This window comes from Guyparkeria hydrothermalis (genome assembly GCF_023555385.1).
GTDB lineage: Bacteria > Pseudomonadota > Gammaproteobacteria > Halothiobacillales > Halothiobacillaceae > Guyparkeria > Guyparkeria hydrothermalis_A.
In genome coordinates this window covers 346930-369679 of sequence record NZ_JAJSED010000001.1, presented here as the reverse complement: position 1 = coordinate 369679, position 22750 = coordinate 346930, and the positions used below count along the sequence as shown (strand labels likewise).

Annotated in this window: 21 protein-coding genes; all 21 read right to left on the bottom strand. The window is 55.8% G+C overall.

What is annotated here, in order from left to right:
• Positions 1 to 54: 54 nt before the first annotated feature.
• Positions 55 to 1905 (bottom strand): polysaccharide biosynthesis protein, encoded by a 1851-nt coding sequence (locus LV476_RS01830; protein WP_434062829.1) that lies wholly within the window; start codon positions 1903 to 1905, stop codon positions 55 to 57.
• 206 nt (positions 1906 to 2111) lie between these two features.
• Positions 2112 to 2666, bottom strand: coding sequence for a sugar transferase (locus LV476_RS01825; RefSeq protein WP_250072700.1), 555 nt, complete (start codon positions 2664 to 2666; stop codon positions 2112 to 2114).
• Between the two features lie 119 nt (positions 2667 to 2785).
• The gene (locus tag LV476_RS01820) at positions 2786 to 3751 is read right to left on the bottom strand and encodes a UDP-glucose 4-epimerase family protein (RefSeq protein ID WP_250072698.1); all 966 of its coding nucleotides are present in this window, start codon (positions 3749 to 3751) and stop codon (positions 2786 to 2788) included.
• The gene (locus tag LV476_RS01815) at positions 3744 to 4880 is read right to left on the bottom strand and encodes a glycosyltransferase family 4 protein (protein ID WP_250072696.1); all 1137 of its coding nucleotides are present in this window, start codon (positions 4878 to 4880) and stop codon (positions 3744 to 3746) included. The genes LV476_RS01820 and LV476_RS01815 overlap by 8 nt, the downstream gene beginning before the upstream one ends.
• Before the next feature lie 93 nt (positions 4881 to 4973).
• On the bottom strand, positions 4974 to 6065 hold the full coding sequence (locus tag LV476_RS01810) for a glycosyltransferase family 4 protein (RefSeq protein WP_250072694.1): 1092 nt from the start codon (positions 6063 to 6065) through the stop codon (positions 4974 to 4976).
• Positions 6062 to 6997: a glycosyltransferase family 2 protein gene (locus LV476_RS01805; protein WP_250072692.1), complete on the bottom strand. Its 936-nt coding sequence runs from the start codon at positions 6995 to 6997 to the stop codon at positions 6062 to 6064. Before LV476_RS01805 ends, LV476_RS01810 begins: the two co-directional genes overlap by 4 nt.
• 141 nt (positions 6998 to 7138) lie before the next feature.
• Complete coding sequence (locus LV476_RS01800) at positions 7139 to 8074, bottom strand: hypothetical protein (protein ID WP_250072690.1); 936 nt, start codon at positions 8072 to 8074, stop codon at positions 7139 to 7141.
• 647 nt (positions 8075 to 8721) lie between these two features.
• A complete protein-coding gene (locus tag LV476_RS01795; RefSeq protein ID WP_250072689.1) occupies positions 8722 to 9660 on the bottom strand; it encodes a glycosyltransferase in 939 nt (312 codons plus the stop codon).
• A 40-nt stretch (positions 9661 to 9700) separates the two neighbouring features.
• Entirely contained in the window at positions 9701 to 11149 is a 1449-nt protein-coding gene (locus tag LV476_RS01790; RefSeq protein WP_250072687.1) for a lipopolysaccharide biosynthesis protein, read from the bottom strand.
• A 185-nt stretch (positions 11150 to 11334) separates the two neighbouring features.
• The gene (locus tag LV476_RS01785; RefSeq protein WP_250072686.1) at positions 11335 to 12354 is read right to left on the bottom strand and encodes a sulfotransferase; all 1020 of its coding nucleotides are present in this window, start codon (positions 12352 to 12354) and stop codon (positions 11335 to 11337) included.
• A gap of 13 nt (positions 12355 to 12367) precedes the next feature.
• Positions 12368 to 13351: a hypothetical protein gene (locus tag LV476_RS01780; RefSeq protein WP_250072685.1), complete on the bottom strand. Its 984-nt coding sequence runs from the start codon at positions 13349 to 13351 to the stop codon at positions 12368 to 12370.
• Between the two features lie 39 nt (positions 13352 to 13390).
• The gene (locus LV476_RS01775; protein WP_250072684.1) at positions 13391 to 14080 is read right to left on the bottom strand and encodes a WbqC family protein; all 690 of its coding nucleotides are present in this window, start codon (positions 14078 to 14080) and stop codon (positions 13391 to 13393) included.
• Positions 14077 to 15177, bottom strand: a complete 1101-nt coding sequence (locus LV476_RS01770) for a DegT/DnrJ/EryC1/StrS family aminotransferase (protein ID WP_250072683.1) — start codon at positions 15175 to 15177, stop codon at positions 14077 to 14079. The genes LV476_RS01775 and LV476_RS01770 overlap by 4 nt, the downstream gene beginning before the upstream one ends.
• Positions 15178 to 15741, bottom strand: coding sequence for a dTDP-4-dehydrorhamnose 3,5-epimerase (gene rfbC / locus LV476_RS01765; RefSeq protein ID WP_250072676.1), 564 nt, complete (start codon positions 15739 to 15741; stop codon positions 15178 to 15180).
• Positions 15742 to 15743: 2 nt separating this feature from the next.
• Positions 15744 to 16658 carry a glucose-1-phosphate thymidylyltransferase RfbA gene (rfbA, locus tag LV476_RS01760; protein WP_250072675.1) on the bottom strand — a complete coding sequence of 305 codons (915 nt, stop codon included), beginning with the start codon at positions 16656 to 16658 and terminating at the stop codon, positions 15744 to 15746.
• Positions 16655 to 16981, bottom strand: coding sequence for a four helix bundle protein (locus tag LV476_RS01755; protein WP_250072674.1), 327 nt, complete (start codon positions 16979 to 16981; stop codon positions 16655 to 16657). Before LV476_RS01755 ends, rfbA begins: the two co-directional genes overlap by 4 nt.
• A gap of 132 nt (positions 16982 to 17113) precedes the next feature.
• Positions 17114 to 18001, bottom strand: a complete 888-nt coding sequence (gene rfbD / locus LV476_RS01750) for a dTDP-4-dehydrorhamnose reductase (RefSeq protein ID WP_250072673.1) — start codon at positions 17999 to 18001, stop codon at positions 17114 to 17116.
• A complete protein-coding gene (gene rfbB, locus LV476_RS01745) occupies positions 17998 to 19062 on the bottom strand; it encodes a dTDP-glucose 4,6-dehydratase (RefSeq protein WP_250072672.1) in 1065 nt (354 codons plus the stop codon). The genes rfbD and rfbB overlap by 4 nt, the downstream gene beginning before the upstream one ends.
• An 81-nt stretch (positions 19063 to 19143) precedes the next feature.
• Positions 19144 to 20331, bottom strand: coding sequence for a nucleotide sugar dehydrogenase (locus LV476_RS01740; RefSeq protein WP_250072667.1), 1188 nt, complete (start codon positions 20329 to 20331; stop codon positions 19144 to 19146).
• A gap of 265 nt (positions 20332 to 20596) precedes the next feature.
• A complete protein-coding gene (gene tviB, locus LV476_RS01735) occupies positions 20597 to 21889 on the bottom strand; it encodes a Vi polysaccharide biosynthesis UDP-N-acetylglucosamine C-6 dehydrogenase TviB (RefSeq protein WP_250072665.1) in 1293 nt (430 codons plus the stop codon).
• A 7-nt stretch (positions 21890 to 21896) separates the two neighbouring features.
• A complete protein-coding gene (locus tag LV476_RS01730; RefSeq protein ID WP_250072664.1) occupies positions 21897 to 22745 on the bottom strand; it encodes a Wzz/FepE/Etk N-terminal domain-containing protein in 849 nt (282 codons plus the stop codon).
• Positions 22746 to 22750 lie beyond the last annotated feature (5 nt).

The following is a 22750-nucleotide window of genomic DNA, read 5'->3' as shown; positions in this document are numbered from 1 at the left end:
ATTGGGCGAGGCACCAGCCTCCCGGCGAACATCTCGACACGTCCGCGGCCAGAATCAACCCGATTTATCCAACCAACAGTAATCCTCAATCCGGTGATGCGGCTCGTACCCGCTCACCACGTCGGCGAGATGGGAACGCACAGCAGGAAGATCGAAACGATCCATGTCCTTGCGCAGACGGGCGAGCCGTTTCTCGAATACGACCCATGTAAGGCAATCTTCACTGGCGCGCAATATGCGGGGGTGTTCAGTGCCACTGACCGCCTCACCGATCAACAATTCCTCGAACAGCTTTTCCCCGGGGCGCAGACCGGTGTAGATGATTTCGACATCGCCGTCCGGGTGAGCCTCGTCGCGCACCTCCAGGCCGCTAAGGTGAACCATCCGGCGGGCAAGCTGCGCGATCTTGACCGGCTCACCCATGTCGAGCACGAATACGTCTCCCCCCTGGGCCATGCTGCCCGCCTGGATGACCAGTTCGACGGCCTCCGGGATGGTCATGAAGTAGCGAGTGATGTCCGGATGCGTCACGGTGATCGGCCCGCCCTCGGCAATCTGCCGACGGAACAGTGGCACGACCGAGCCACTGGATCCCAGCACATTGCCGAAGCGCACCATGCTGAACACGGTATCGGGTGAATCGGGCTGGAGTGCCTGCAATGCCATCTCGGCGAGGCGCTTGCTCGCGCCCATGATATTAGTCGGCCGCACCGCCTTGTCGGTGGAAATCAGAACGAAATGAGACACGCTCGCCGCCGCGGCAAGCCGCGCTGTGATCAAGGTGCCCAACGCATTGTTCGATAGCCCCTCAATCGGGTTGTGCTCGACCAACGGCACATGCTTGTAGGCCGCGGCATGATAGACGGTATCCACGGAGAAACGAGCAAACAGGCGAACCAGGCGGCGCTCGTCCAGCACACTACCTAGGGCAGCAACCACCTCCACATCACCGTTCGCTACAGCCGGCATGCCACGTAATTCCTGATCGATCGAGTAGAGGCCGTACTCCGACACTTCGAACAGGATGAGTCGAGATGCCCCTTGAGCCACCACTTGACGGCACAGCTCTGCGCCGATCGAGCCGCCCGCCCCGGTAACTAGCACGGTTTTGCCAGTGATGCACTTACCAAGCAGCTCCGGTCGAGGCGCAACCGGCTCTCGGCCAAGCAGGTCCTCGATATCAACCTCTCGAACCTGATCCAGTGATGCCCGTCCCGAAAGGATGTCCTCAATACCCGGCACCGTGCGCACATGAAACGGCAACGGCTCAAGGAAATTGAGGATCGAACGCCGTGTGGCCGCATCGGCTGAAGGCACCGACAGCAGGATCGATTTCACCCCCATCCGCTCAAGAATGCGCACCAGACCCGGCTGTTTCGGGTTGACTACCCGCAGGCCATCGATCTCGCGCCCCTCGATATCCTCCGCATCGTCGAGAAAAACAACCGGCTGATAGTCGATGCCCTTGCTGAGCATGCCCACGACTTGCTGACCGCTGGCGCCCGCTCCGTAGACAGCAACTCGCTCACGCCCTCTGCTAGCGGGCGTCGCACCAAGCACACGCCTCGCAAGAAAACGAGAGCCCCCCACCAGCACAAACAAGAGAAGGCCATAGATCACGAACGTCGACCGGGGCAACTGGGCCTCCGGGTGCAGCAAGAGAATCGCTAACAGCACCAACGTTGAGCCGGCCACGCCCATCGCTATCTGTTCAAACGCCTTCCACCCCAGAAAACGCATCACCGCCCGGTACAGGCCGAGCCGAACGAATACCAGAATGGTGAAGGACACCAGTCCCAAAAAAGCCAGCGCGGCACGATTGAAATCCGTGAACCACTCCCCGTAGCGCAACGACAACGCTGCCCAAAGAGCGAACGGAATCAACAAAAGATCCAGTGCGACCATCAGGCCGCGCTTGTAAACAGAAGGCAACTCTCGAAGGAAATGCTTAAAACGTGCGATCAGAGACACTGAACGTCATCCATGCAAACAAGTGCGACGGCCTGGCGGCCGACAAGATTTAGACGGCATTTTGTCACGGGCATGAGCCGCGAGTTGCGCTCTCGAATGCACGAAGCTCGAACCGCGTTCCAAAGATCTCAAAATGAGTATCAAGAGCCGCGCACCCGATCCCCCGCCCCCTTGCCGGTAGCAGTCAGGAGCAGGTAACGGAAGTAGCCCCTCAACGACAGTTGCTTGACCATCTGTTCATCCACCTCCGCCAGTCGCTCCGGATCGGACATGTCGATGCCATTGACCTGCGCCAGCCCGGTGATCCCCGGGCGCACGTCGAACACGCCCCGCCGCTCCCGCTCGGCCATAAGCTCTTCCTGGTTCGGCAGGCAGGGGCGCGGGCCGACCAGGCTCATCTCGCCCTTGAGCACGTTCCACAACTGCGGCAGTTCATCAAGCTTGGACCGGCGGAGAAACCGCCCGAACGGCGTAATGGCCGAGGCACTGGCCAGGTGAGTGGCTACGGAAGCGGTGTCAGGCCGCATGGTTCGAAACTTCACCAGTGTGAACGGTTTGCGCCCACGCCCTACCCGCTCCTGGCGGAATAACGGCGAACGGGTGTCGAACCAGCCGATCACCGTCAGGAGAAGCAGCAGGGGAAGGCCAACGACCAGTCCAAGAAAGGACAAAACAACATCAAAGAAACGGAACACGAAAGCTCCAAAAAATTAGAAAAAAACGCCGCTCCTGAGCCAAATTTAGGAGCGCCTTCAAGCGCGAACAGGCCACGCCCGTACCATGGCACCAAACCCGTTCGCGGCCACGGCCACTCCTACAGCCTCGTCAAGGGTTCGACTGCCCGCCGCAACCCTTCATCCACAGAGATCGGCGGCTCCCAGCCCAGCACATCCCTTGTCTTCGAGATATCCACCTGCAACGACCCCAGCAGACGCCGCGCCACGTCGCGCTTGCCCAACATCGCCGCCGCGCCCGCAAGCAGACGCGTCGGCACGGAAATCAGGCGCGCCGGCCTGTTCATCGCTTTACCCACGCGACGCAGCAGATCAGTCGTGGAAAGGTCTTCACCATCCGACACCAGAAAGACTTCATTGGCGGCCGCCGGATGGTCGATACAAGTGGTTACCAGATCAACCACGTTATCCAGCGCAACCAGGCTGCGGCGATTGTTCACAGCACCTAGCGGCAGCGGCACACCTTTCTGCACCCACCGCATCATCGAGGCGAAGTTGCCCTTTACCCCGGGGCCGTAGACCAGTGGCGGACGAATGATGACGATCTCCATGCCGGTTTCCGAACAGATCTCACGCAGTGCCTGTTCCGCCTCGAACTTCGAAACCCCGTAGGCATCTCTGGGTGACGGCTCGTCGTCGGCAGAAAAGCGCGCGTCCGTTTCCGTTCGCTCACCGTTCACTTTCACCGAGCTGATGAACACGAAACGCCGCACACCCTGCTCGGCAGCCTGACGCGCCAGCACCCGCGTGCCGTCTACATTCACCCGTCGGTACTCCGACAAGGGATCGGTGGTGGCATCCGCCATGACGTGGGCGCGAGCAGCCGTGTGCACCACAACGTCCGTTCCCGCCAGCGCGGAGCGCCAATCGGTTTGTGCGTTCAGGCTCCCGACGGCATATCGTCGCCCCCCCTCGGCGCTCTGTTCCGTTACCTGACGTACCGCACCTGATACCGTGTAAGTCGGCACCGCACCCAACCTTTCAATCAGCCGTGAGCCAACGAAACCGTTGGCTCCTGTCACCAGAACATGTTGTGTATCAGGCATCGGCTCCCTCGAGTTCTCGATATATCGCCAGATGCTGTTCAACAATCTTCTCGATGGCGAACTCGCGTTTGGCGAGTGCCCGGCCAGCGGCGCCCATGGCACGTCGCTCTGCTGGATGGTCGATCAAATAGGCAATCGCGTCGGCGAGAGAGTCGGCGTCTTTTGCTGGGATCAGCAGACCGGACTTGCCCGGTTCGATCGCATCTCTACATCCTGGCATATCCGTGGTTACCACCGCCCGCCCACAGGCGGCCGCTTCCACAAGGCTCTTGGGCAGCCCCTCTCCGTAAAATGACGGCAAACATATAACGTGAGACTGTGCATATCGCTCAGCAATATCACGACAAAAGCCGAGCAACCGCACTAGCCCTTCTGCGCGCCATTCCTCCAATTCCGCATGGGTCACCGTGGCCGGATTACCCGGATCGGGATCACCGATCAACCGAAATTCCGCCTTTACCCCTCGTTGAAGAAGCAAACGTGCCGCCTGCACAAACTCCCGAACGCCCTTGTCTATGAGCAAGCGAGCCGCCATGGTGACCACCGGGGTACCTTCGGGCTCAGGCAAAAACGGGTACTCGCCCGGATCTACACCCGAGCCGCGGACTAACCGCGCCTGGCCCTGCCTGACCGCCCCAATTTGCAACAGGGTGTTCTTGTCGTCCGGGTTCTGGAAAATCACGGCGCTGTTGGAGTGACCCAACGCCGACCGATAGAGTGTTTGGACCAGCCTCCGAACAAGCCCAGCTTTCCGGTCTCCGGAACCAAATACTGAACCCAGCCCAGATACCGCGGCCACCATCGCCGGCACTCCTGCGAGGCGCGCCGCGAGACCGCCGTATAAAACCGGCTTTATGGTTACTGTATGCACTAGTGACGGGCGCAAATGCCGCATCAAGCGCCACAGCGCCCAAAGGCTGGCGAGCTCTCGGAACGGGTTCTTGCCGCAGCGCGATAACCGCACGGCATGGTGCTCCAGCCCAAATTGCCTAATCCTCTCTACCGCCAACCCCGGCGCTGTCGCCACGTGCACCTCATAGCCGGAATCCTTCGCGGCAAGTGCAACAGGAAGTCGATGCGAGAGGAAAAATTCCGGAGAGTTCACCACGAAAAGAAGGCGCTTGGTCACAAAATCCCTCGTTTTAACGGACAACGACGGTTGGCATAGCGGTCAAGTGAACCTGCTCGGCCCAAAAACCTGAGCCCCCCTTAGGCTGCCCCATCAATCGTTCTTCAAAGCTTTCTGACTATCTGGCTTACTCGGGCGTGTCGATGAGAGAACTTCCAGCAATCGCGGCGCCTGTACCTCCAACGAATACCAATCCTCCACATCCTTTCGCCCACGCGAACCAAAAGATCGGCGCAATTCTGCATCCTGAATCAGAGTCGTCAGTTGTTTCTCCCACTCGTCGTCGCACGCCAGCAGACCGTTCTCACCCGGTTTGACGATTACGGAGTTGACACCCACCGGCGACGCGACGACCGGTACGCCACAAGCCATGTACTGGATGAGCTTGTACCCACACTTACCCCGCTCCCAAGATGAATCGGTGAGCGGCATGATGCCGATGTCGAACTGCTGGATGGACTGTACCTCGGTCTCCTCCGACCACGGACGTGTTTCGACGGGGGTTCCGGCGAAGTCTTCGGGACGCGCGCCCACCGCAACCACGCGCACCGGCATCCTGGCTTGCAGCGCTTCGAATACCGGCAACAGGGGTTGGAGATACCGACTGGTCTTCGGCGTGCCAATCCAACCGATCACCGGTGTCTCGTTTGGAGGCGTTTGGCGCGGCTGATATCGCTCCGTGTCGACTACAGTGGGAATCAGCTCGACACTACTCGCCCCCGCACCGCGGGCGCGATCGGCCAGGTAGTCATTACCCGCCACTACGACGGCAGCGTCACGCATCACCACATCGATCTTTCGACCCAGCACGCCGCGCACCAATTTACTCGAATGAAGGTCGTAGCGATGAAACAGCGCATCGTCGTAGTCGACGACATAGGGCACGCCGGCTGCGCGAAGCAGACGTTCCGCAAACGCCGGAAGAAAGGGAAAAAGCTCCTTCTCGATGATCACCGCGTCGAACCGCCGGGCTTGCAACAACGCCCTCACCCGCCGCATATAGCCGGCAATCACATCTCGCCAACGCGCCCTCCCTTCATACAGAGAACGCAAATACGCATCGGAAAACAGCGGCACGACCGACACATCCATCCCGTGCGAGCGTAGATACGGCAAATACTGGAGATAACGCACACGGGAACTGGCGCCCATCGGCCCGTAACGAGACAGAAGCAACACCTTCATGGCTCAAATCTTCCCTCACCACGGACGATTCGACCCATGCCCCGCCAGAGCATTCTATAGGCTGCACCAGTTTGTCGGATACCCGCGACATCTCCCCGGGCCACACACCAAACAACGCGGCTGATCGGCTCGAATACCACCGTCACCCCAACCAGCGCCCAGGCTTGCCAGCGCGGAAAATATTTGAAGCCGTACAACAACCGACTGCGCAGTGAGTAGAAAAGCCGTTTGGCTTTGATCTGCCGAGACGTACCACCTCCGGCGTGGAAGGCGCGCGCATTAGCGAGGTACCAAATATCCCAGCCCGCGTCGTGAACTCGATACGACAAATCGAGATCCTCTAGATAAACGAAAAACCGTTCGTCAAACCCTTTAAGGTCTTCAAAAACATTTCTCCGGATCAAATAAAACGCACCGATCACATGGTCCACCTGCCGTGTGCTCTGGTGGTCCCAATCGTGCATAATCACGCCGGACCATCTGAACGCGCGAATTTTCTCTATACCAGTGGCCGACGAAAAAAATCGCAGTAGATTTGGGTATCGCGCACAGGTCCGGGCAACCATTGCGTTTTCATCGACCAGCTGAATCCCGCAAACGCCCACCGACTCATTTTCGGATCCATTCATAAAATTTAAAGCAACTGAAAATGAATCGGGCTCAACCACGGTATCCGGATTTAAAAACAATAGATAAGGCGCACTGCACAGTTGAGCCCCTTTATTGCAAGCTGCGCCAAAGCCAACATTGGCTTCCAAAAAAAACACTTCAACTCCAGGAATACCATCAACCTCAGCAGCAGATCCGTCTGCCGAGTTATTGTCCACGACAATCACACGAGCCACCTGGTTGCCACCACAGCCCAGAACAGACCTCAAGCACTGCATTAACTGCAACCCGGAATTCCAGTTGACGATCACGACATCAATCATTTTTTATCATATCACCGTAAATACACACAAGATAATCATCATAGACAGAACAACAACCGTAGCAGGGGGGGGGGGGGCAAGACGCCCTCCCCGCCTTAACTCATTTCCATTGAAAATTACGAAGCCTCCATGTGCACAGCCTTATAACGCACCACGTGGACCTGTGATTTTCATAGTACCACCCGCTCTCTCACCAATAAATCTAGCCGCAAAAAAAAGTAAAAACAAAATTTGCGTATAACCCATATGGCTCAAAAAATAATAGTCTTTAAAAGAGCCAATTAATATCCCAAGAACCACGAATAGAAATAGCCACCTCATTGTTAGGCAAGCGCCTTTACTAAACACCAAAAACGACAGCAGCAAAAAGAATCCAAACGAGAACACGAGGCCCACAACGCCCAAGCCATGGATAAACAAAACGTACCCAACGTCCGACGGTATATATTCAAGTCCATACTGTCTACCAAAATTTGCTACACCAAACAGAACACCAGACGCGGAGCCGGGCAAGAAATAATGCTGTGACAGCAAGGTATCTGTAGTTTTAGAGGCTAGCCTGCCTTCCTCATAAAAATTGATGAATAACTCGAAAAACCAATCAAGATAGTACGCGTACCCAGACAAGGAGAGAACCAGAGAGAAACCAAAACCCAGAAAAAGGAAATAAAAGCCGACCCGCACCGAACGAACAAATTGGACCGCCTGGCCGTGTACGAAATACAGGAGGAGAAACAAAACAACCCCAAACAAGGCCACCACGAAACCCGCACGTCCGGAGAAAAACATTCCCATAAAAAGCAACACGAGCACAAGCAAATCAAACAGCCTCACTCTGTCCCGCCAGTTGACGATCAGAGCAAGCTGAATAATGAACAACAACGAATAAACGAGCGACAAAATGGAAAACCCAGTATAAAACAGCCCGGGATTCCTCATACCCATCTCGATGGAGTGCTCATACTTTTCATCGATCAAAACAATTTCGTAAAGAGACTGTGAAACCTCGGGCCTCAGAAACACAATCAGCATGACAACTGCGTTCAGCGCGCCGACCAAGGCCATCTGGCTCAGCAAATTCTCGACAAAGCTCTCTTTGTAGAGTAAGTAAAAAAATAAACCAGCACATATGCGGAAAATATCTGCAAAATGGCAAAAAAAACCTCCTTTTGATAGCTATAATCCAACAAGTTGTTTCTATAAAGCACGTGAAGAGAGAACAGAAGGAGAAAAAGCAGATAAATAACCGCCACGTATACCCCTTTATCTATGCTCGCTGACTTAATCACCTTAAGCACAAAATACACCGACAAAACCGCCGCACAGACAAGGGTGATCTTAAACGTGTGCGAAAACAGATTCAGCTGGACCGGAACAATGAAACCGAATAACGTTAAGAAAAGAGCAAGCCTACGAGCTCTCGCCCCGTGGCTTTTTGGTTCAGACCACATGCTGCGCACTTCGTTCTGCATTAAAAATTGAGGACATGCTACAATTTTCTCCGACTCATGGGCCCCTAAAACATTCCCGACACAATCACGACCCGAGGCATTATTACAGCATCATGCATCCACTCACGGACCACACTAATCAATGCGACCCAGAATCCTTTCATGTGCTAAATCCTATCCAAACGGGGGAAACACGCCGACGACCCTCGAAGTTTGGAATCGAACACCGGGGAGACCAGCGAGAACTCGGTCTCCTCAACTAAACCAGAGTCATTAACCTCTCCTTACCATCCTTACAAAACGCCTAGTCGACGCTAAAAACAACCTTTTTACGAGAACTGAAACCAAACGCCAGCCTAGACCTTTTAGCGCCAACATCACAACATCTTCAAGATTTTTCTCTGCCAGCGTAAAATCACCCTTTTTTATCCTAAAAGAATACAATGACATCATGGTTTCAAGCCTCATTCTATTTTGAACGATCCGACTTGTCATCGAATGCACGCCACCATTATGTACGCGATAAAAGGACGGCCTAACATCCCTAAGATAGGCGCCTTTTCCATAATCGCCCAACTGACTCCAGATTGCAATGTCACCGTACTTAACATTACATAACTCCCGCGGCCATTCCCCTAATATATTCCTAAAACATGTGGTTAGGGTGAACAGCGATACACCGCACTGAAGGTCTTTTTTAGTGACGTCCCTCCTTGCACCACCAAAATCCTTATCAACCAACCCGTTCTCGTCGAAAGACTGTATGTCAGTGTAGCATACAACATATTCTGGATTAGCATCCAAAAAATCTTTTTGACGTTGCAACTTTACGTCATCGATCCAAAAATCATCACCCTCGCACAAAGCGATATATCGACCTTTAGCATGAGGGAAGATGATTTCAGGATTAACTCTCACTCCCTGCGAATACTGATTCTCAGTCGCGAAAATGGGCTTTATTATTTGGGGATACTTGCCCCAATAACGTTTAATGATTTCGGCAGTTCGATCACTCGAACAATCATCATATACAATAACTTCGAACGGGAAGTCCGTCTTTTGGTTTAGAAAACCATTTAATGCATCCCCGATATACTGTTCGTGATTATATGTTGCACAGCTGATGCTGACCACAACCTGATCACTGTCCGCCCCCCAGGTTGACATAATTTCAGCCTGAGATTTCGGTTCACTTGGTCGTGTAAGCATCATGTCAAATCCCTAAATTCTTAAGATAAATTATTCCAATCGCTCAATCGTCGTTACGGCGACGCCCTCCGAAAACCTTCTTGGCCTTTCGAAACAACAATACAAAGCCCTCCGCCCGAATGAAGCCACTCATCACTAAATACGCCAAAGTGCCTGCTAACCCGCCACACAACACTGACAACAGTTCATGGCTAATTGACCCAGACACCAACCAGGCGACCATGCCGGCTACGGATGCCGCGAAAATCGGCTTAGACACGTCAATAAGTTGCGCTAACAGGGGGTAACCCACCAAATGAGCTGAATAGTATGCATTTGGAACCAATGCTAAGAGCGAACCGATGATCTGGCTCATGATGATCCCAACCACACCAAAAGGAATCGATGCAATCAGGAGCGCGGCGTTAATTGATTTCTTTAACACACCGACACGTAAAACAAGATCAGACCTGCCCTTAACGTTTAGCAAATTAATATTTAACGCATGAAGAGGATAAAGCACACCCACCGCACAGAAAAGTTGTAAATAGAACGATGCGCCCTGCCAGCTTTCATCAAATAACAAACGAAACAGAGGTGTCGCCAATCCCGCAATAATCGCCATAACGGGCGCAATTATAAATACCGAAACCTGCATAATCTGCCGGTATTTGTGTCTCAAATGGCCATTATCGTCTTGAAGTGTGGACAGAGCCGGAAACGTAGACTGCTGAATAGCATTTGTTAGTTGCTGAGATAGTAGATCATTGAACTTTTTAGCAATAAAATAGAGACCAGTGGCTTCCGCACTAAAAAACCTACCAACCACCAGCACATACGAGTTTTGGTAGGCGATATCAAGCAATCCCTCTGCTAGCAGATGCCTACCGAAGCGAAACAGTCGCCCAAAGGACTCACCGCTGAACTGGAACGACGGACGCCAATGGCTGATCAGCCACAGCACTAGCGCGGAAACGGTCGCCGCACTCAACATTTGCACTGCCAAGCTCCACACGCCCCAGCCATACCACGCGGCTACCACCGCCAAGACACCAGATATCGCAGCGCCTAACGCGTTTGCCTTCATTTGAGACTTGAAGTCCATCTCTCGGCTGAAAACGGCCGTCTGCACAATCTTGGCCGCATTGATCAACACCACAAGCCCCATCATCTGCACAAGAGCAGTAAGTTCGGGCTGGCTGTAGAAATCAGCTACGAAAGGTGCCCCGGCAAACAAAACGGAGTATGCAACCGCACTGAGCAGCAGATTGCTGTAGAAGACTGTGTTGAGATCCAGGTCTGAGACTGTCTTGCTACGAATCAATGCCTGACCCAGTCCCGAGTTAACAAAGGCGTTCCCCAACTCAAATACGACAGCAGCCATCGCCACGAGACCAAATGCCTCGGGCGCCAGGAACTGGGCAAGGATCAACATGAACACGGTATTTGCACCGCGTGTGAGGAATAGACCTACCAGATTCCACAGAACCCCAACCCCAATCTTTCGGTTCATCGACCTCATTGATCAGCGCACGTACTCACATGCGGTCCTCCCAAGCGAGCCCTTCATAGGGGGGGAAAAACGCGAATAATCCGCGGAAAGTTACGGTGTGCATGAATCCGGGCCACACGTAGGTGTGTGCCTTCGATCGTTTATCAGTGGACATATCGCCGTACTTGCCGAACATCTGGCGTGAACTAGTCCCGACTGTCGCGAATCGATGCATAGGCTCTCACGGCGTCCTCTTGGCGATATTCGTCCAACCGCCAGGAATTCGTACTGTGAAAACTCGTCTCCCCGGTATAGCCGAGCGACTCTCCGTCACCGATACCATCCTGTGCTAAAAGCCTGTCCTTGATTTCCTCAAAGTAATGTTCTGGGCGCTGACAGAAGTCTTCGTATTGAATGACCAGCTTCTTCTGGTCCGGCAGACCGGCAAGCCCCTGGTCTACGGATTCGTTGATGGAAGCAATCTGGCCGGCCACGGATTGCAGTGGGTCGAGCTCCTTGAGCTCGGGGTATTCCTTGATCTTGAAGGAGTACCAAGTATGGATATCCCCGTATTGTCGTTTGCGGGCTTCCAAGGCGGACTGGATGTTGAAGACCGGATCTCGCCGAATCCAGATGAACAGGGCCTTGTCGAACTGCTCGGCCAGTTCGGGGATATTCTGGTTCATGATCATGGCTTTCATGGCGAACGGCTTGCCGAAGATGTTCGTCAACGCATTAAGCTCATCCCGTAATCCGATGAGGTCCGCCTTCTCCCGGAGTTCCACTGGTGGCAGGTAGTCGAGTTTGTCGAACGGCAAGAAGCGCCGCCAGAAGTACCAGAACTCGTTGGGAGCCAGAGCACCCCGGGTCTTGCCGTTGTCGGAGCTGAAGTTGATTTCGGAGTTGAAGTCCAAAATTTCGTTACGGAAGTTGTAGCGGGGATCGGTCAATAGCTGTTGAATTTTCGCGCCTACCAGCGGTGCTCCGAAGAAGCGGGATAGCATGTTGGTTGGATAGGCGACCAGGCCGGAGTCGGCGAGCCATTGCATGAACAGCGTGCTGCCAGAACGGTGAGCCCCCATGAGAAAAATTTTTGGAAATCGTTCCGAGCAATCTTCAAGGTACTTTTCGTTCGCACCAGCCAGCTTGCCATTAAGCTCTTTCAACAACGCTTCCAGCTCGGATACGCGAGCGTATTTTTTAGTCCGGTTTTCAGGAGCAGCCATATGTCAAAACCTTTTACTGGATCCCCAACAGGCCGACGAGCCTGTCCATGTCCTTTTTTGTGTAACGCTGGTCGCAGGGAAGGAACAGCCCGTTATTGACCAGGTTCCATTCAAAGCTTCCTTCCTCTACCCGCGTTAACACTTCGGGCCAGTAGCTGGGCACAAATACTCGATTTTTAATCAAGTCTGCCCTGCTGGCCGTCTTTACATTCGGAAGGAGCGGGTAGCAAAGCGGCGCTGGATCAGTGCCGAAGTCCAGATTTAACTGGTTATATTCTCGTAGCTGCTCATGCAGGTAGCGTGCATTCATATTTCTTGCCGCTTTGGCAGCCTCGCGATCTACGGAATGTAAAAGCCGCTCGGTTAATTTGGACATCCCCAGAACGGGCGACGCGCCGATTGCCTGCTCGGCTTCCTTATATTGCTGATAGGCCATCTCCGGACTATTGGTGAGCCGGCTGATAAGATGGCCCATTCGGGTTGTCGAGGTTGTGTCTCGATCCTTTGGTTGTTTGATGCGGGGATCGTCCGAGTACAATAATCCGCCGTCCGGGAGGCCAAAGAACTTTCGGGGTGACCAGACTGTAGCCAAAGCATTAGTATGCTCAGAGAAATAAGCTTGAGAGCAATCTACTATCGTATTGGCGTGCCCAAACCTGCGAAGACTTCGATGCACCGAATCGCTCGACATGCCAAAGTAATCAATTACCAATATAAACTCTCCCTCGCCCAAGCTCAGGGAGGCGTCTACGTCAAAGGTTGAATTGACTCGATAATACTCCAACTCAATACCCAAATCCTTAACCGCCTCGACTACCGCATCACAGGTGTAGAATGGCAGCCAGATTTTTTGAACGCTAACGGCTTTCAGTGCGATTTTGAGGGCGGATCTGGCCGAGTTTGTCTTCACCGTTAAATGATTAAGGTTCGCTTTAAATAACGGAAGCTCCAGCGCTTGGTATCCACCAATCGAGATCTCTGGTTGAATTTTCGTCACAAGGCTTCCCACTTGATTTCTTTATCGCTTATCGCAACGTTAACTAAGTTCATACTGCTTCAGCAGATTTATTGATTCCTTAGGCGAACAATTCATCAACATATCGATGATTGAAAGATTTGCCACAAACTTATGATTACCCTGCGGGTATTCCACCGGCAATGAATCAACAAACTTTAGATCCACACCTTGCTCTGCAAAGTCGCTCTCAGAGTAAAGCGACCTTCCCCCGGGCGCGTTAATATAGCAATCAGCACCAAATTTATGGCAAAACGCGATCAAACGATCTTGTGCTGATAAGGTACGGTCGTAGTCAAGTTCGCTCGTCTTCTTGAACTGCTGATTGATACCAAGATACGAAAAAATGACTTGATAACTGTTCAAGCAAAGTGAGGCGATTGAGCGGTCTCCCTGTTCCAAAAGTTTCCGGATCATAGGAAAGACAGCATCAAAATAAGGGGCCTTGCAATAACTTTGCTCGATGGTCTTGAGCACCTTCACTACGTCTACGGAGAACTGCAGTTCCGATATGAGCTTGTTAGATGAAGCTCCCGGCACCGGAATAGTAATCCGCACGGGTCCGTTCGGCGACAGTATGGAATTCCGATTTATATATCCTTGCTTGATATAGGAAACATCATCGTAAATCAGAAACAGATCTGCCGAATAAATGAGCTGAAAATAGCCGATGTATGGAAACAGGTAGGGCTGCATGACCGCCAGCCTCATGCCACAAGCTCCGTTTCGATCAGATTAATAATATTATTCTGTTCGCGCTGGGCGAGCTGATCAAAGATTGGCAAGCACAGTATTCTGCTGGCAATATCTTTGGATATGGGCTGGCCACCGTTAATCCCCAAACACGCTACCGATTCGAGTGATGGGTAAAAATACCGCCTTGCCAGCACACCATTTTCCTTGAGCGTGGTGGCCACACGCAGGGCCTGCTCTTCGCTTTCAAAAACCACAGGGAAATAGGCGTAGTTGTAATCAAGCGCCTCGGGTTGGGCCTGCAGTTGCAGGGTGGTGGCCAGCGCCTGCTCATACCGGTGCCAGACCTCGGCTCGTGCTTTCAGGTTTTCTTCCATCTCGTCCAGCACGCAGAGCCCCATCGCCGCCTGGAACTCGTTCATCTTAGCGTTGATGCCAAGCTCCTCGATGGTCTCGGGTCCCGTAATGCCGAAGTTGATCATCTTCTTGGCTCGTTCGAGGTCTCCCTTGCGCTTAAAGACGATCGCGCCACCCTCACCGGTGTGGAACAGCTTGGTCGCATGAAAGCTGAGTGTGGCGGCATCGCCGTGCCTGAGCAGGCTGTCCCCCTGGTATTTCACGCCGAACGCATGGGAGGCATCGTATATAACCTTGAGGTTGTGCTTTCGGGCGATGGTATCGATGGCCCCAACGTCGCAGGCGTTGCCGAACACGTGCACCGGCACAATGGCACGGGTGTCGGGCGTGATGGCGGCCTCGACGTTGCGCGGGTCCAAGCACCAGGTGTGCGGATCGATATCGGCGAATAAGGGTTCGACTCCATCCCACTTCAGGGAACTGGCCGTGGCCACGAAGGTGAAGGGTGTGGTGATGGCTTGCGGACGCCGGTCAGGCTGGGCGTCGCTCACGCCGAGCGCCCGGTAGGCGATCTGCAGGGCCAGGGTTCCGTTGGCAACCAATAGTAGGTTTTCCACGCCCAGGTACTCTTCCAGACGCCGGGTGAGCTCCTGCACCAGCTGGCCGTTATTGGTGAGCCACTCGCGTTCGTAGATCCCATCCAGGTAGTGGTCGAGCCTTTCCCGGCTGGGGAGATAGGGTTTCGTGACCGGTATCATTCAATCGTTCCGTCCCGTTTCTGCCTGTGCCTGATGCAGGGTTTTCCCTTGCCGGTCTTTCTCGGAAAGCAGCGGGGAGGGATTGTCTACGCCCCAATGAATATCCAGAGTCGGATCGTCCCAGCGGATGCAGGCTTCGCAGTCGGGGGCATAGAAATCGGTGCACTTGTACTGGAACTCGGCGACGTCGCTGGTCACCAGGAAGCCGTGCGCGAAGCCGGGAGGGATCCAGAGCTGGCGCTTGTTTTCCGCGGACAGCGTTTCACCGACCCACTGGCCGAAGGTGGGCGAACCCTCGCGGATATCCACGGCCACGTCGAAGACCTCGCCTGCCGTCACGCGTACCAGCTTGCCCTGGGCGTGCGGGGGCAACTGGTAGTGCAGCCCGCGCAGGGTGCCCTTCACCGAACGGCTGTGGTTGTCCTGCACGAAGGTGACCGGATAGCCGACGGCGGCATCGAACGCCTTCTGGTTGTAGCTCTCGTAGAAGAAGCCACGCTCGTCTCCAAATACACGAGGCTCAATGAGCAGTACCTCGGGGATCGCAAGCGGGATAGCTTTCATGTTCAAAAGACCCTCTCTTCGAGAACGCGCGTGAGATATTGGCCGTAGCCATTCTTCATCAGGGGCTGGGCCAAGTCTTCCAATTGCCCGGCTGTGATCCAGCCCCGGCGGTAGGCGATCTCTTCCGGGCAAGCCACCTTAAGGCCCTGTCGTTGCTCGAGCGTGGCAATGAATTGGCTGGCGTCGAGCAACGAGTCGTGCGTGCCGGTATCGAGCCAAGCGTACCCCCTTCCCATGATCTCGACATTAAGCTTTCCGGCCTCCATGTAGCGGCAATTAATGTCGGTGATCTCCAGCTCCCCTCGGGCGGAGGGCTTGAGGCCCTTGGCCATCTCGACCACGTCGTTGTCGTAGAAGTACAGCCCGGTCACCGCGTAATTCGACCTCGGCTCCTGAGGCTTCTCTTCGAGAGAGAGCACCTTGCCGTCCGCATCGAACTCGGCCACGCCGTAGCGCTCCGGATCGTGGACGTGGTAGGCAAATACCGAGGCGCCGTCTTCGCGGGTCGTGGCATTGCCCAGCAATGCATCGAAGTGATGACCGTAGAAGATGTTGTCACCCAGCACGAGCGCGCAAGGATCGTTGCCAATGAAGTTCTCGCCGATGACGAAGGCCTGCGCAAGGCCATCCGGTGAGGGCTGAACGGCATATTGCAGGTTCAGCCCCCACCGCTCGCCGCTTCCGAGCAGTTGCTCGAAGCGCGGCGTGTCCTGCGGCGTGGAGATGATGAGGATGTCACGAATGCCCGCCAGCATGAGCGTGGTGAGCGGGTAGTAGATCATCGGCTTGTCGTAAACGGGTAGCAGCTGCTTGCTGACCGACAGCGTTGCCGGGTGCAGCCGGGTGCCGGAGCCGCCCGCGAGGATGATCCCTTTGCGGGTGACAGGTGACGAGTGACTAGTGACGGGTTGATTCATGCTTTCTGTTTTTGGTCGTTTCGTAGTTTGTTTTGCAGGCCGCCGATCAGGCGGAACGTGCGAGAAATTTGTTCCGAGACCAGTTGCTGATCTCTCAGAAATCCCAAGCGATAAGCGAGCATGCACTGTGTCTCGAGTTCGCTCAGTGAGCCACGTGCCATACCGAGAAAATGTGCAAACTCTTTTCGGCCATCCCGCCCCGCTCCCTCCGCAATGTTGGACGGTATGGAGACAGCGGCCCGGCGCATTTGTGACACGAGGCCGAATCGCTCTTCAGCTGGAAAGTCTCGGGTTGCCTCATATACGTTGAGTGCCAGCTGCATGGCTACTTACCATGCCTCGAGGTCACGATGGCCACGGATAATACCGGCCTGCTCTTCCATGAGCGATGACTCCCGTTGTGGGTGACGGGTGACGGGTGACGGGTGACGGGTGACGCAACATTCTGTCACCTGTCACTTGTTACCCGTCACCTGGTCCACCATGCGGTCGACGTGAATGGTCCAGTCGGGCAACTCGAGCAACAGTGCCTCTTCAAGACTGCTCGAGTCCATGCGCGAGTTCGCCGGCCGGGTCGCCGGGGTCGGGAAGTCCGCCGTGCCGATCGCCTGGATGTCACCGCCGCGCAGCCTGAGCTCACGGCCGTTGGCAATTGCCCGGTCGACAGCCCTGGATGCCAATCCGTGCCAACTAGTCGCCCCGTTGGCGGTCAGGTGGTAGGTGCCGACCGGTAGATGACCGTGGCGGTAGCCTGCCAGGGCGAGCGAGGTGACGTCGGCGATCAGCTCCGCCGAGGTTGGCGCGCCGATCTGGTCGGTCACCACCTTCAGCTCGTCACGCTCTTCGGCCAGGCGCAGCATGGTCTTGATGAAGTTGTGCCCATTCGCGGAATACACCCAACTGGTTCGAAAGATTAGGTGGTCGCAGCCGCTCTCCCGGATCGCCTCTTCTCCCTCCAGCTTGGTTTGGCCGTAGACGCTCGCGGGATTCGGTGTGTCGTCGGGCAGGTACGCCCCGTCCTTGTCTCCGTCGAACACGTAGTCGGTCGAGTAGTGGATCAGCAGCGCATCGTTTCGCGCTGCGTACTCGGCCATCTCACGGACGGCCGCCGCGTTGATCGACCGAGCCCGTTCCTCGTCCGACTCGGCTTTGTCAACGGCTGTGTAGGCGGCAGCGTTCACGATGACCTTGGGACGCACTGCCTCGAGACATTCGGTGACCGAACCTTGTTGTGCCAGATCCACGGCTTCACTGTTCTTTGAGACCAGCGGGCCATGGGGCAACAACGTGCGAGAAAGCTCGCGCCCCACCTGTCCCGACGCGCCAAACAGCAGCGTCTTCATGCGTTCACTCCCAATCGTTCGCGCTGGTAGCTGCCGTCCTGCACACGGCGGCACCAGTCGAGATTGTCGAGATACCAGGCCACGGTCTTGCGAATACCGGTCTCGAAGGTTTCATCAGGGCGCCAGCCGAGCTCGCGCTCTATCTTGCCGGCATCAATGGCGTAGCGAAGATCGTGACCGGGGCGGTCGGCGACGAAGGTGATCAGGCTCGAAGCCGGCTGCCGGAAGGTGGATGAGTCGGGGCGTAACTCATCGATCAGCACACAGATCTTCTGAACGACGTCGATATTTCGCTTCTCGTTGTGACCACCGATGTTGTAGGTCTCCCCTACTTCACCCGCCGTGATCACCTTATGGAGTGCGCGGGCGTGGTCTTCCACGTAGAGCCAGTCACGTATCTGCTCGCCCTTGCCGTAAACCGGCAGCGGCTTGCCTTCCAGGGCATTGAGGATCATCAGCGGGATGAGCTTTTCCGGAAAGTGGTACGGCCCGTAGTTGTTTGAACAGTTGGTCACCAGCGTCGGCAGGCCGTAAGTGCGCTGCCACGCGCGCACCAAGTGGTCGGAGCTGGCCTTGCTGGCCGAGTAAGGCGAGCTCGGCGCGTAGGCGGTGTCTTCCCGGAACAGGCCTTCCGGCCCTTCCAAGTCGCCGTAGACCTCGTCCGTGGAGACGTGGTGGAAACGAAAGCGGGCACGGCCCGCGCGATCCAGCTCGTTCCAGTAGGCCCGTGCCACCTCGAGCAAGGTGTAAGTGCCGACGATGTTGGTCTCGATAAAAGCCGCCGGGCCGTCAATGGAGCGGTCGACGTGGCTTTCCGCGGCCAGGTGCATGACCGCGTCGGGCTGGTGCTCGGCGAACACCCGTACCAACGCGTCACGATCGACAATGTCCACCTGTTCGAAATGATAGCGGGGATCGCCGGCTACCGACGCCAGCGATTCGAGGTTGCCCGCGTAGGTGAGCTTGTCGACGTTCACCACCTCGTCGGTGGTGTTAGCGATGATATGACGTATGACGGCCGAGCCGATAAAGCCGGCACCACCGGTTACCAATATTTTCATTGCCATTAGTTATTCAATTTCTAACAAGTGTTATGAGTAGCATGCGTCACTTCCGGCGGGATGTTTAAACGCCCTAGATCTTCAATCTGCCCCAAACAGATCCCGCGTATACACCTTGTCCATGACATCCTCGAGTGCCCCCGAGGGACGGTTGGCGACGATGACGTCGCAGGTCCGCTTGAACTCGTCGAGATCGCGGATGACGCGTGAGTTGTAGAAGGTGTCTTCTTCCAGCACCGGCTCGTGGACGACCACCTCGATGCCCTTGGCCTTGATGCGTTTCATCACGCCCTGGATGGCCGAGGCGCGGAAGTTGTCGGACCCGTTTTTCATCACTAGGCGGTAGATGCCGACGACTTTCGGGTTGCGCTTGATAATCGAGTCGGCGATGAAGTCCTTGCGGGTGCGGTTGGCATCCACGATGGCGCCAATGAGGTTGTTGGGCACCTCGTCGTAGTTGGCCAGCAGCTGCTTGGTGTCCTTGGGCAGGCAGTAGCCGCCGTAGCCGAAGGACGGATTGTTGTAGTGGCTGCCGATGCGCGGGTCGAGGCAGACGCCGTCGATGATCTGGCGCGTGTCCAAGCCATGGGTCTCCGCGTAGGTGTCCAGCTCGTTGAAGTAGGCCACCCGCATGGCGAGATACGTGTTAGCAAACAGCTTGATCGCCTCGGCTTCGGTGGGCTGGGTATAAAGCACCGGCACATCCTCGGTGGCCGCGCCCTGGACCAGCAGGCCGGCAAATCGTTCGGCGCGGTCGGAATGCTCGCCGACTATGATCCGCGAGGGATAGAGGTTGTCGTGCAACGCCCTGCCTTCGCGCAAGAATTCCGGCGAGAAGAGGATGTTGTCTGTTTCCATCCGCGCCTTGATCTCGCGGGTGTAGCCCACCGACACGGTGGACTTGATCACCATGACCGCGTGCGGGTTGATGGCCATGACGTCGCGGATCACGGCCTCAACCGAAGTGGTGTTGAAGTAATTGGTCTCGGGGTCGTAGTCCGTCGGTGTGGCGATGACGACGAAATCGGCGTCTTCGTAAGCCGCCTGCTTGTCCAGCGTGGCGGTGAGGTCTAACTCGCGGTTGGCGAGAAAGTCCTCGATGTCCGAATCGACGATGGGCGAGCGCCGAGCATTAATGGCCCCGACCTTCTCCGAAACGATATCCAGCGCCGTGACCTGGTTGTGCTGGGCGAGCAGTACGGCGTTGGAGAGGCCGACGTAGCCGGTGCCAGCGATGGCGATTTTGGTTTTGGTGGTGCGTTGGGTCATTTAACGCCGCGTTGTCTTTGTCGATGCAGGCATGTGGCCGCAGGTAATAAATTGTTTGCCACTAGGTCGTCGTTCCGAATGCCGTCTTGCAGTGCCCCCGGCGCTTCGACTTCGTTCTTCTGCCGTCATTCTCGCGAAAGCGGGAATCTACGCACAGCGCCGCCTGAAAACACCATCGGTTCCCGGATTCGCGGGAATGACAGGGTATGGGACTGCGGCGTTGTATTCCGCAATCGGCGAGTATGACTCGCCGCTCGAAACGAAATTACAGCCGCCCGTCAACTTCGTCTCGCCCCAACAAGTGCTTGATGTCGTAGACGATGCCGTTGTCCTGGGTCAGGGCGCGGATTCCGTCGGCGCCCAGTTGACGGAAGTCGTCGTGGGCGACGGCAAGAACAACGGCATCGAAGGTGCCCGGCGCCGGGGCGGGATCGAGTTCGAGGCCGTATTCCTCGCGCGCAGCATCGGCATCGGCCCAGGGGTCGTGGATGTGCACGTCGACGTTGTACTGCTCGAGGTGATGGACCACGTCCACCACGCGCGTGTTGCGCAGGTCCGGGCAATTTTCCTTGAAGGTCAGACCGAGGATAAGCACCTTGGAGTCGACCACCTGTACCCGATGCTTGGTCATCAACTGCACGATCTGGGCGGCGACGTATTCGCCCATGCCGTCGTTGGTGCGCCGGCCGGCGAGGATCATCTCGGGGTGATAGCCGATTTCCTGGGCCTTTTGAGTGAGGTAGTACGGGTCGACACCGATGCAGTGCCCGCCCACAAGCCCTGGCTTGAAGGGCAAAAAGTTCCACTTGGTGGCGGCGGCCTCGAGGACGGCCTGAGTATCCACGCCCATCTTGTTGAACAACATGGCCAGTTCGTTGACCAAGGCGATATTCACGTCACGCTGGGTGTTCTCGATCACCTTCGCAGCCTCGGCAACGCGCATGGCAGGTGCCAGGTGAGTGCCGGCCTTGATGACGCGGCGATAGAGGCCATCGATGAACGCGGCGGCTTCGGGTGTGGAGCCGGACGTCACCTTCATGATGTCGGCAACCCGGTGTTCTTTATCCCCAGGGTTGATGCGCTCCGGGCTGTAGCCGGCGAAGAAGTCTCGGTTAAAGACCAGCCCGCTTGTAGCTTCTAGCATCGGCACGCAATCGTCTTCCGTCGCGCCGGGGTAAACGGTGGACTCGTAGATGACCACGTCACCCTTCTTGAGCACCTGCCCGACGGTTCTCGATGCCGAAATGAGAGGGCTCAGGTCCGGTCGCTTGTAACGGTCAATCGGCGTAGGAACGGTGACGATATAGACATTGCAGTCAGCGATATCCTTGACCCGATCGGTATACGAAAGTTGTGTTGCCTCAGCCAGTTCGTCTGGCTCAACCTCACGGGTGTGATCGGTGCCCTCTTTCAACTCGGCGATACGCTTGGCATTGATGTCGAAGCCCACTACCGGCTGGACGCGACCAAAAGCCACCGCCAGCGGCAGACCGACATAGCCCAAACCGATCATGGCGATGCGGGTCTCTTGGGGCGTGATGAACGTAGGTGTCGTCATTTCCAGATCAGTCTTCCAAGGATTCGGTTTCGTGCAAGCGTTCGCGGGCAGCAGAGACAAATCCAACCATCAGAGCAGCGAACAGGCCGGCGAACAGGCCGAGGGTGACGCCAAGGGCGAGCATCAGCGCACTCGACAGCCCTTTTTCCATTTCACGCTGTTGCCCCAGTTCCACCAAGCGACCGGTACTGAGGGAGGCTTTTTGCAGTTCGGCCAGCAGCAAGTCGGTCTTCACTTCAGCAATTTCCGATGAGATATCAGCGAGGTCACCTTCGGTCTGTGCCAAGGAGTCGGCCAGTGACTCGGCGTTTGCCAAACGGGTCTGCAGCATCTCGACTCGCTGATCGAGCCTTACTCGCAGGTCATCCACTTCCGACTCGACCAGCTTCTCGATCCGACCCATGATGGACTGATGCAGTGCGTTAACGCGCTCGGCCTGCGCCTGGTTGGCCTCTGTCTCAACGACGATCAGTGCCGTGCCTTTCGGCTGTTCGAGATCCACTTCGAGCTTCTCGGCATCCTTCTCCGCATTCGCCTCCCGATCTCGCGCCAATGCCTGCGGTACGAAGACCCGCTGACTCAACTCCATCACCGCACTTGGTGCGATGACCGGCTTTTCATCGCCACTATCGACGGAAACCTTGGGCAAGTTGTAGATCGAAGCGTATGACGTGGGCACTGCCACTTCTCCGCGTCCAAAGGCATAGAGCGCAGTCAGGGCCGTGATGAATACCATCACGACAATCACCACCCATTTCCGCCGCCAGAGCGCGATGGCCAGGTCGATTAGGTCAATCTCATCATTAAACCGTGGCGGGTTGAATGCTGCGGGCTCGCTATGCCGGATTTCGTTCATCCAGG

What these genes read in the sequence shown, in the direction of transcription:
- LV476_RS01775 (WP_250072684.1), bottom strand. Translation starts at nt 14,080, where the DNA reads ATGAGGCTGGCGGTCATGCAGCCCTACCTGTTTCCATACATCGGCTAT.
- LV476_RS01730 (WP_250072664.1), bottom strand. Translation starts at nt 22,745, where the DNA reads ATGAACGAAATCCGGCATAGCGAGCCCGCAGCATTCAACCCGCCACGG.
- LV476_RS01740 (WP_250072667.1), bottom strand. Translation starts at nt 20,331, where the DNA reads ATGACCCAACGCACCACCAAAACCAAAATCGCCATCGCTGGCACCGGC.
- LV476_RS01820 (WP_250072698.1), bottom strand. Translation starts at nt 3,751, where the DNA reads ATGCCTGATACACAACATGTTCTGGTGACAGGAGCCAACGGTTTCGTT.
- LV476_RS01785 (WP_250072686.1), bottom strand. Translation starts at nt 12,354, where the DNA reads ATGGCTGCTCCTGAAAACCGGACTAAAAAATACGCTCGCGTATCCGAG.
- LV476_RS01795 (WP_250072689.1), bottom strand. Translation starts at nt 9,660, where the DNA reads ATGATGCTTACACGACCAAGTGAACCGAAATCTCAGGCTGAAATTATG.
- rfbC (WP_250072676.1), bottom strand. Translation starts at nt 15,741, where the DNA reads ATGAAAGCTATCCCGCTTGCGATCCCCGAGGTACTGCTCATTGAGCCT.
- rfbB (WP_250072672.1), bottom strand. Translation starts at nt 19,062, where the DNA reads ATGAAAATATTGGTAACCGGTGGTGCCGGCTTTATCGGCTCGGCCGTC.
- LV476_RS01810 (WP_250072694.1), bottom strand. Translation starts at nt 6,065, where the DNA reads ATGAAGGTGTTGCTTCTGTCTCGTTACGGGCCGATGGGCGCCAGTTCC.
- LV476_RS01770 (WP_250072683.1), bottom strand. Translation starts at nt 15,177, where the DNA reads ATGATACCGGTCACGAAACCCTATCTCCCCAGCCGGGAAAGGCTCGAC.
- rfbA (WP_250072675.1), bottom strand. Translation starts at nt 16,658, where the DNA reads ATGAATCAACCCGTCACTAGTCACTCGTCACCTGTCACCCGCAAAGGG.
- LV476_RS01805 (WP_250072692.1), bottom strand. Translation starts at nt 6,997, where the DNA reads ATGATTGATGTCGTGATCGTCAACTGGAATTCCGGGTTGCAGTTAATG.
- LV476_RS01755 (WP_250072674.1), bottom strand. Translation starts at nt 16,981, where the DNA reads ATGCAGCTGGCACTCAACGTATATGAGGCAACCCGAGACTTTCCAGCT.
- LV476_RS01790 (WP_250072687.1), bottom strand. Translation starts at nt 11,149, where the DNA reads ATGAACCGAAAGATTGGGGTTGGGGTTCTGTGGAATCTGGTAGGTCTA.
- rfbD (WP_250072673.1), bottom strand. Translation starts at nt 18,001, where the DNA reads ATGAAGACGCTGCTGTTTGGCGCGTCGGGACAGGTGGGGCGCGAGCTT.
- tviB (WP_250072665.1), bottom strand. Translation starts at nt 21,889, where the DNA reads ATGACGACACCTACGTTCATCACGCCCCAAGAGACCCGCATCGCCATG.
- LV476_RS01830 (WP_434062829.1), bottom strand. Translation starts at nt 1,905, where the DNA reads ATGGTCGCACTGGATCTTTTGTTGATTCCGTTCGCTCTTTGGGCAGCG.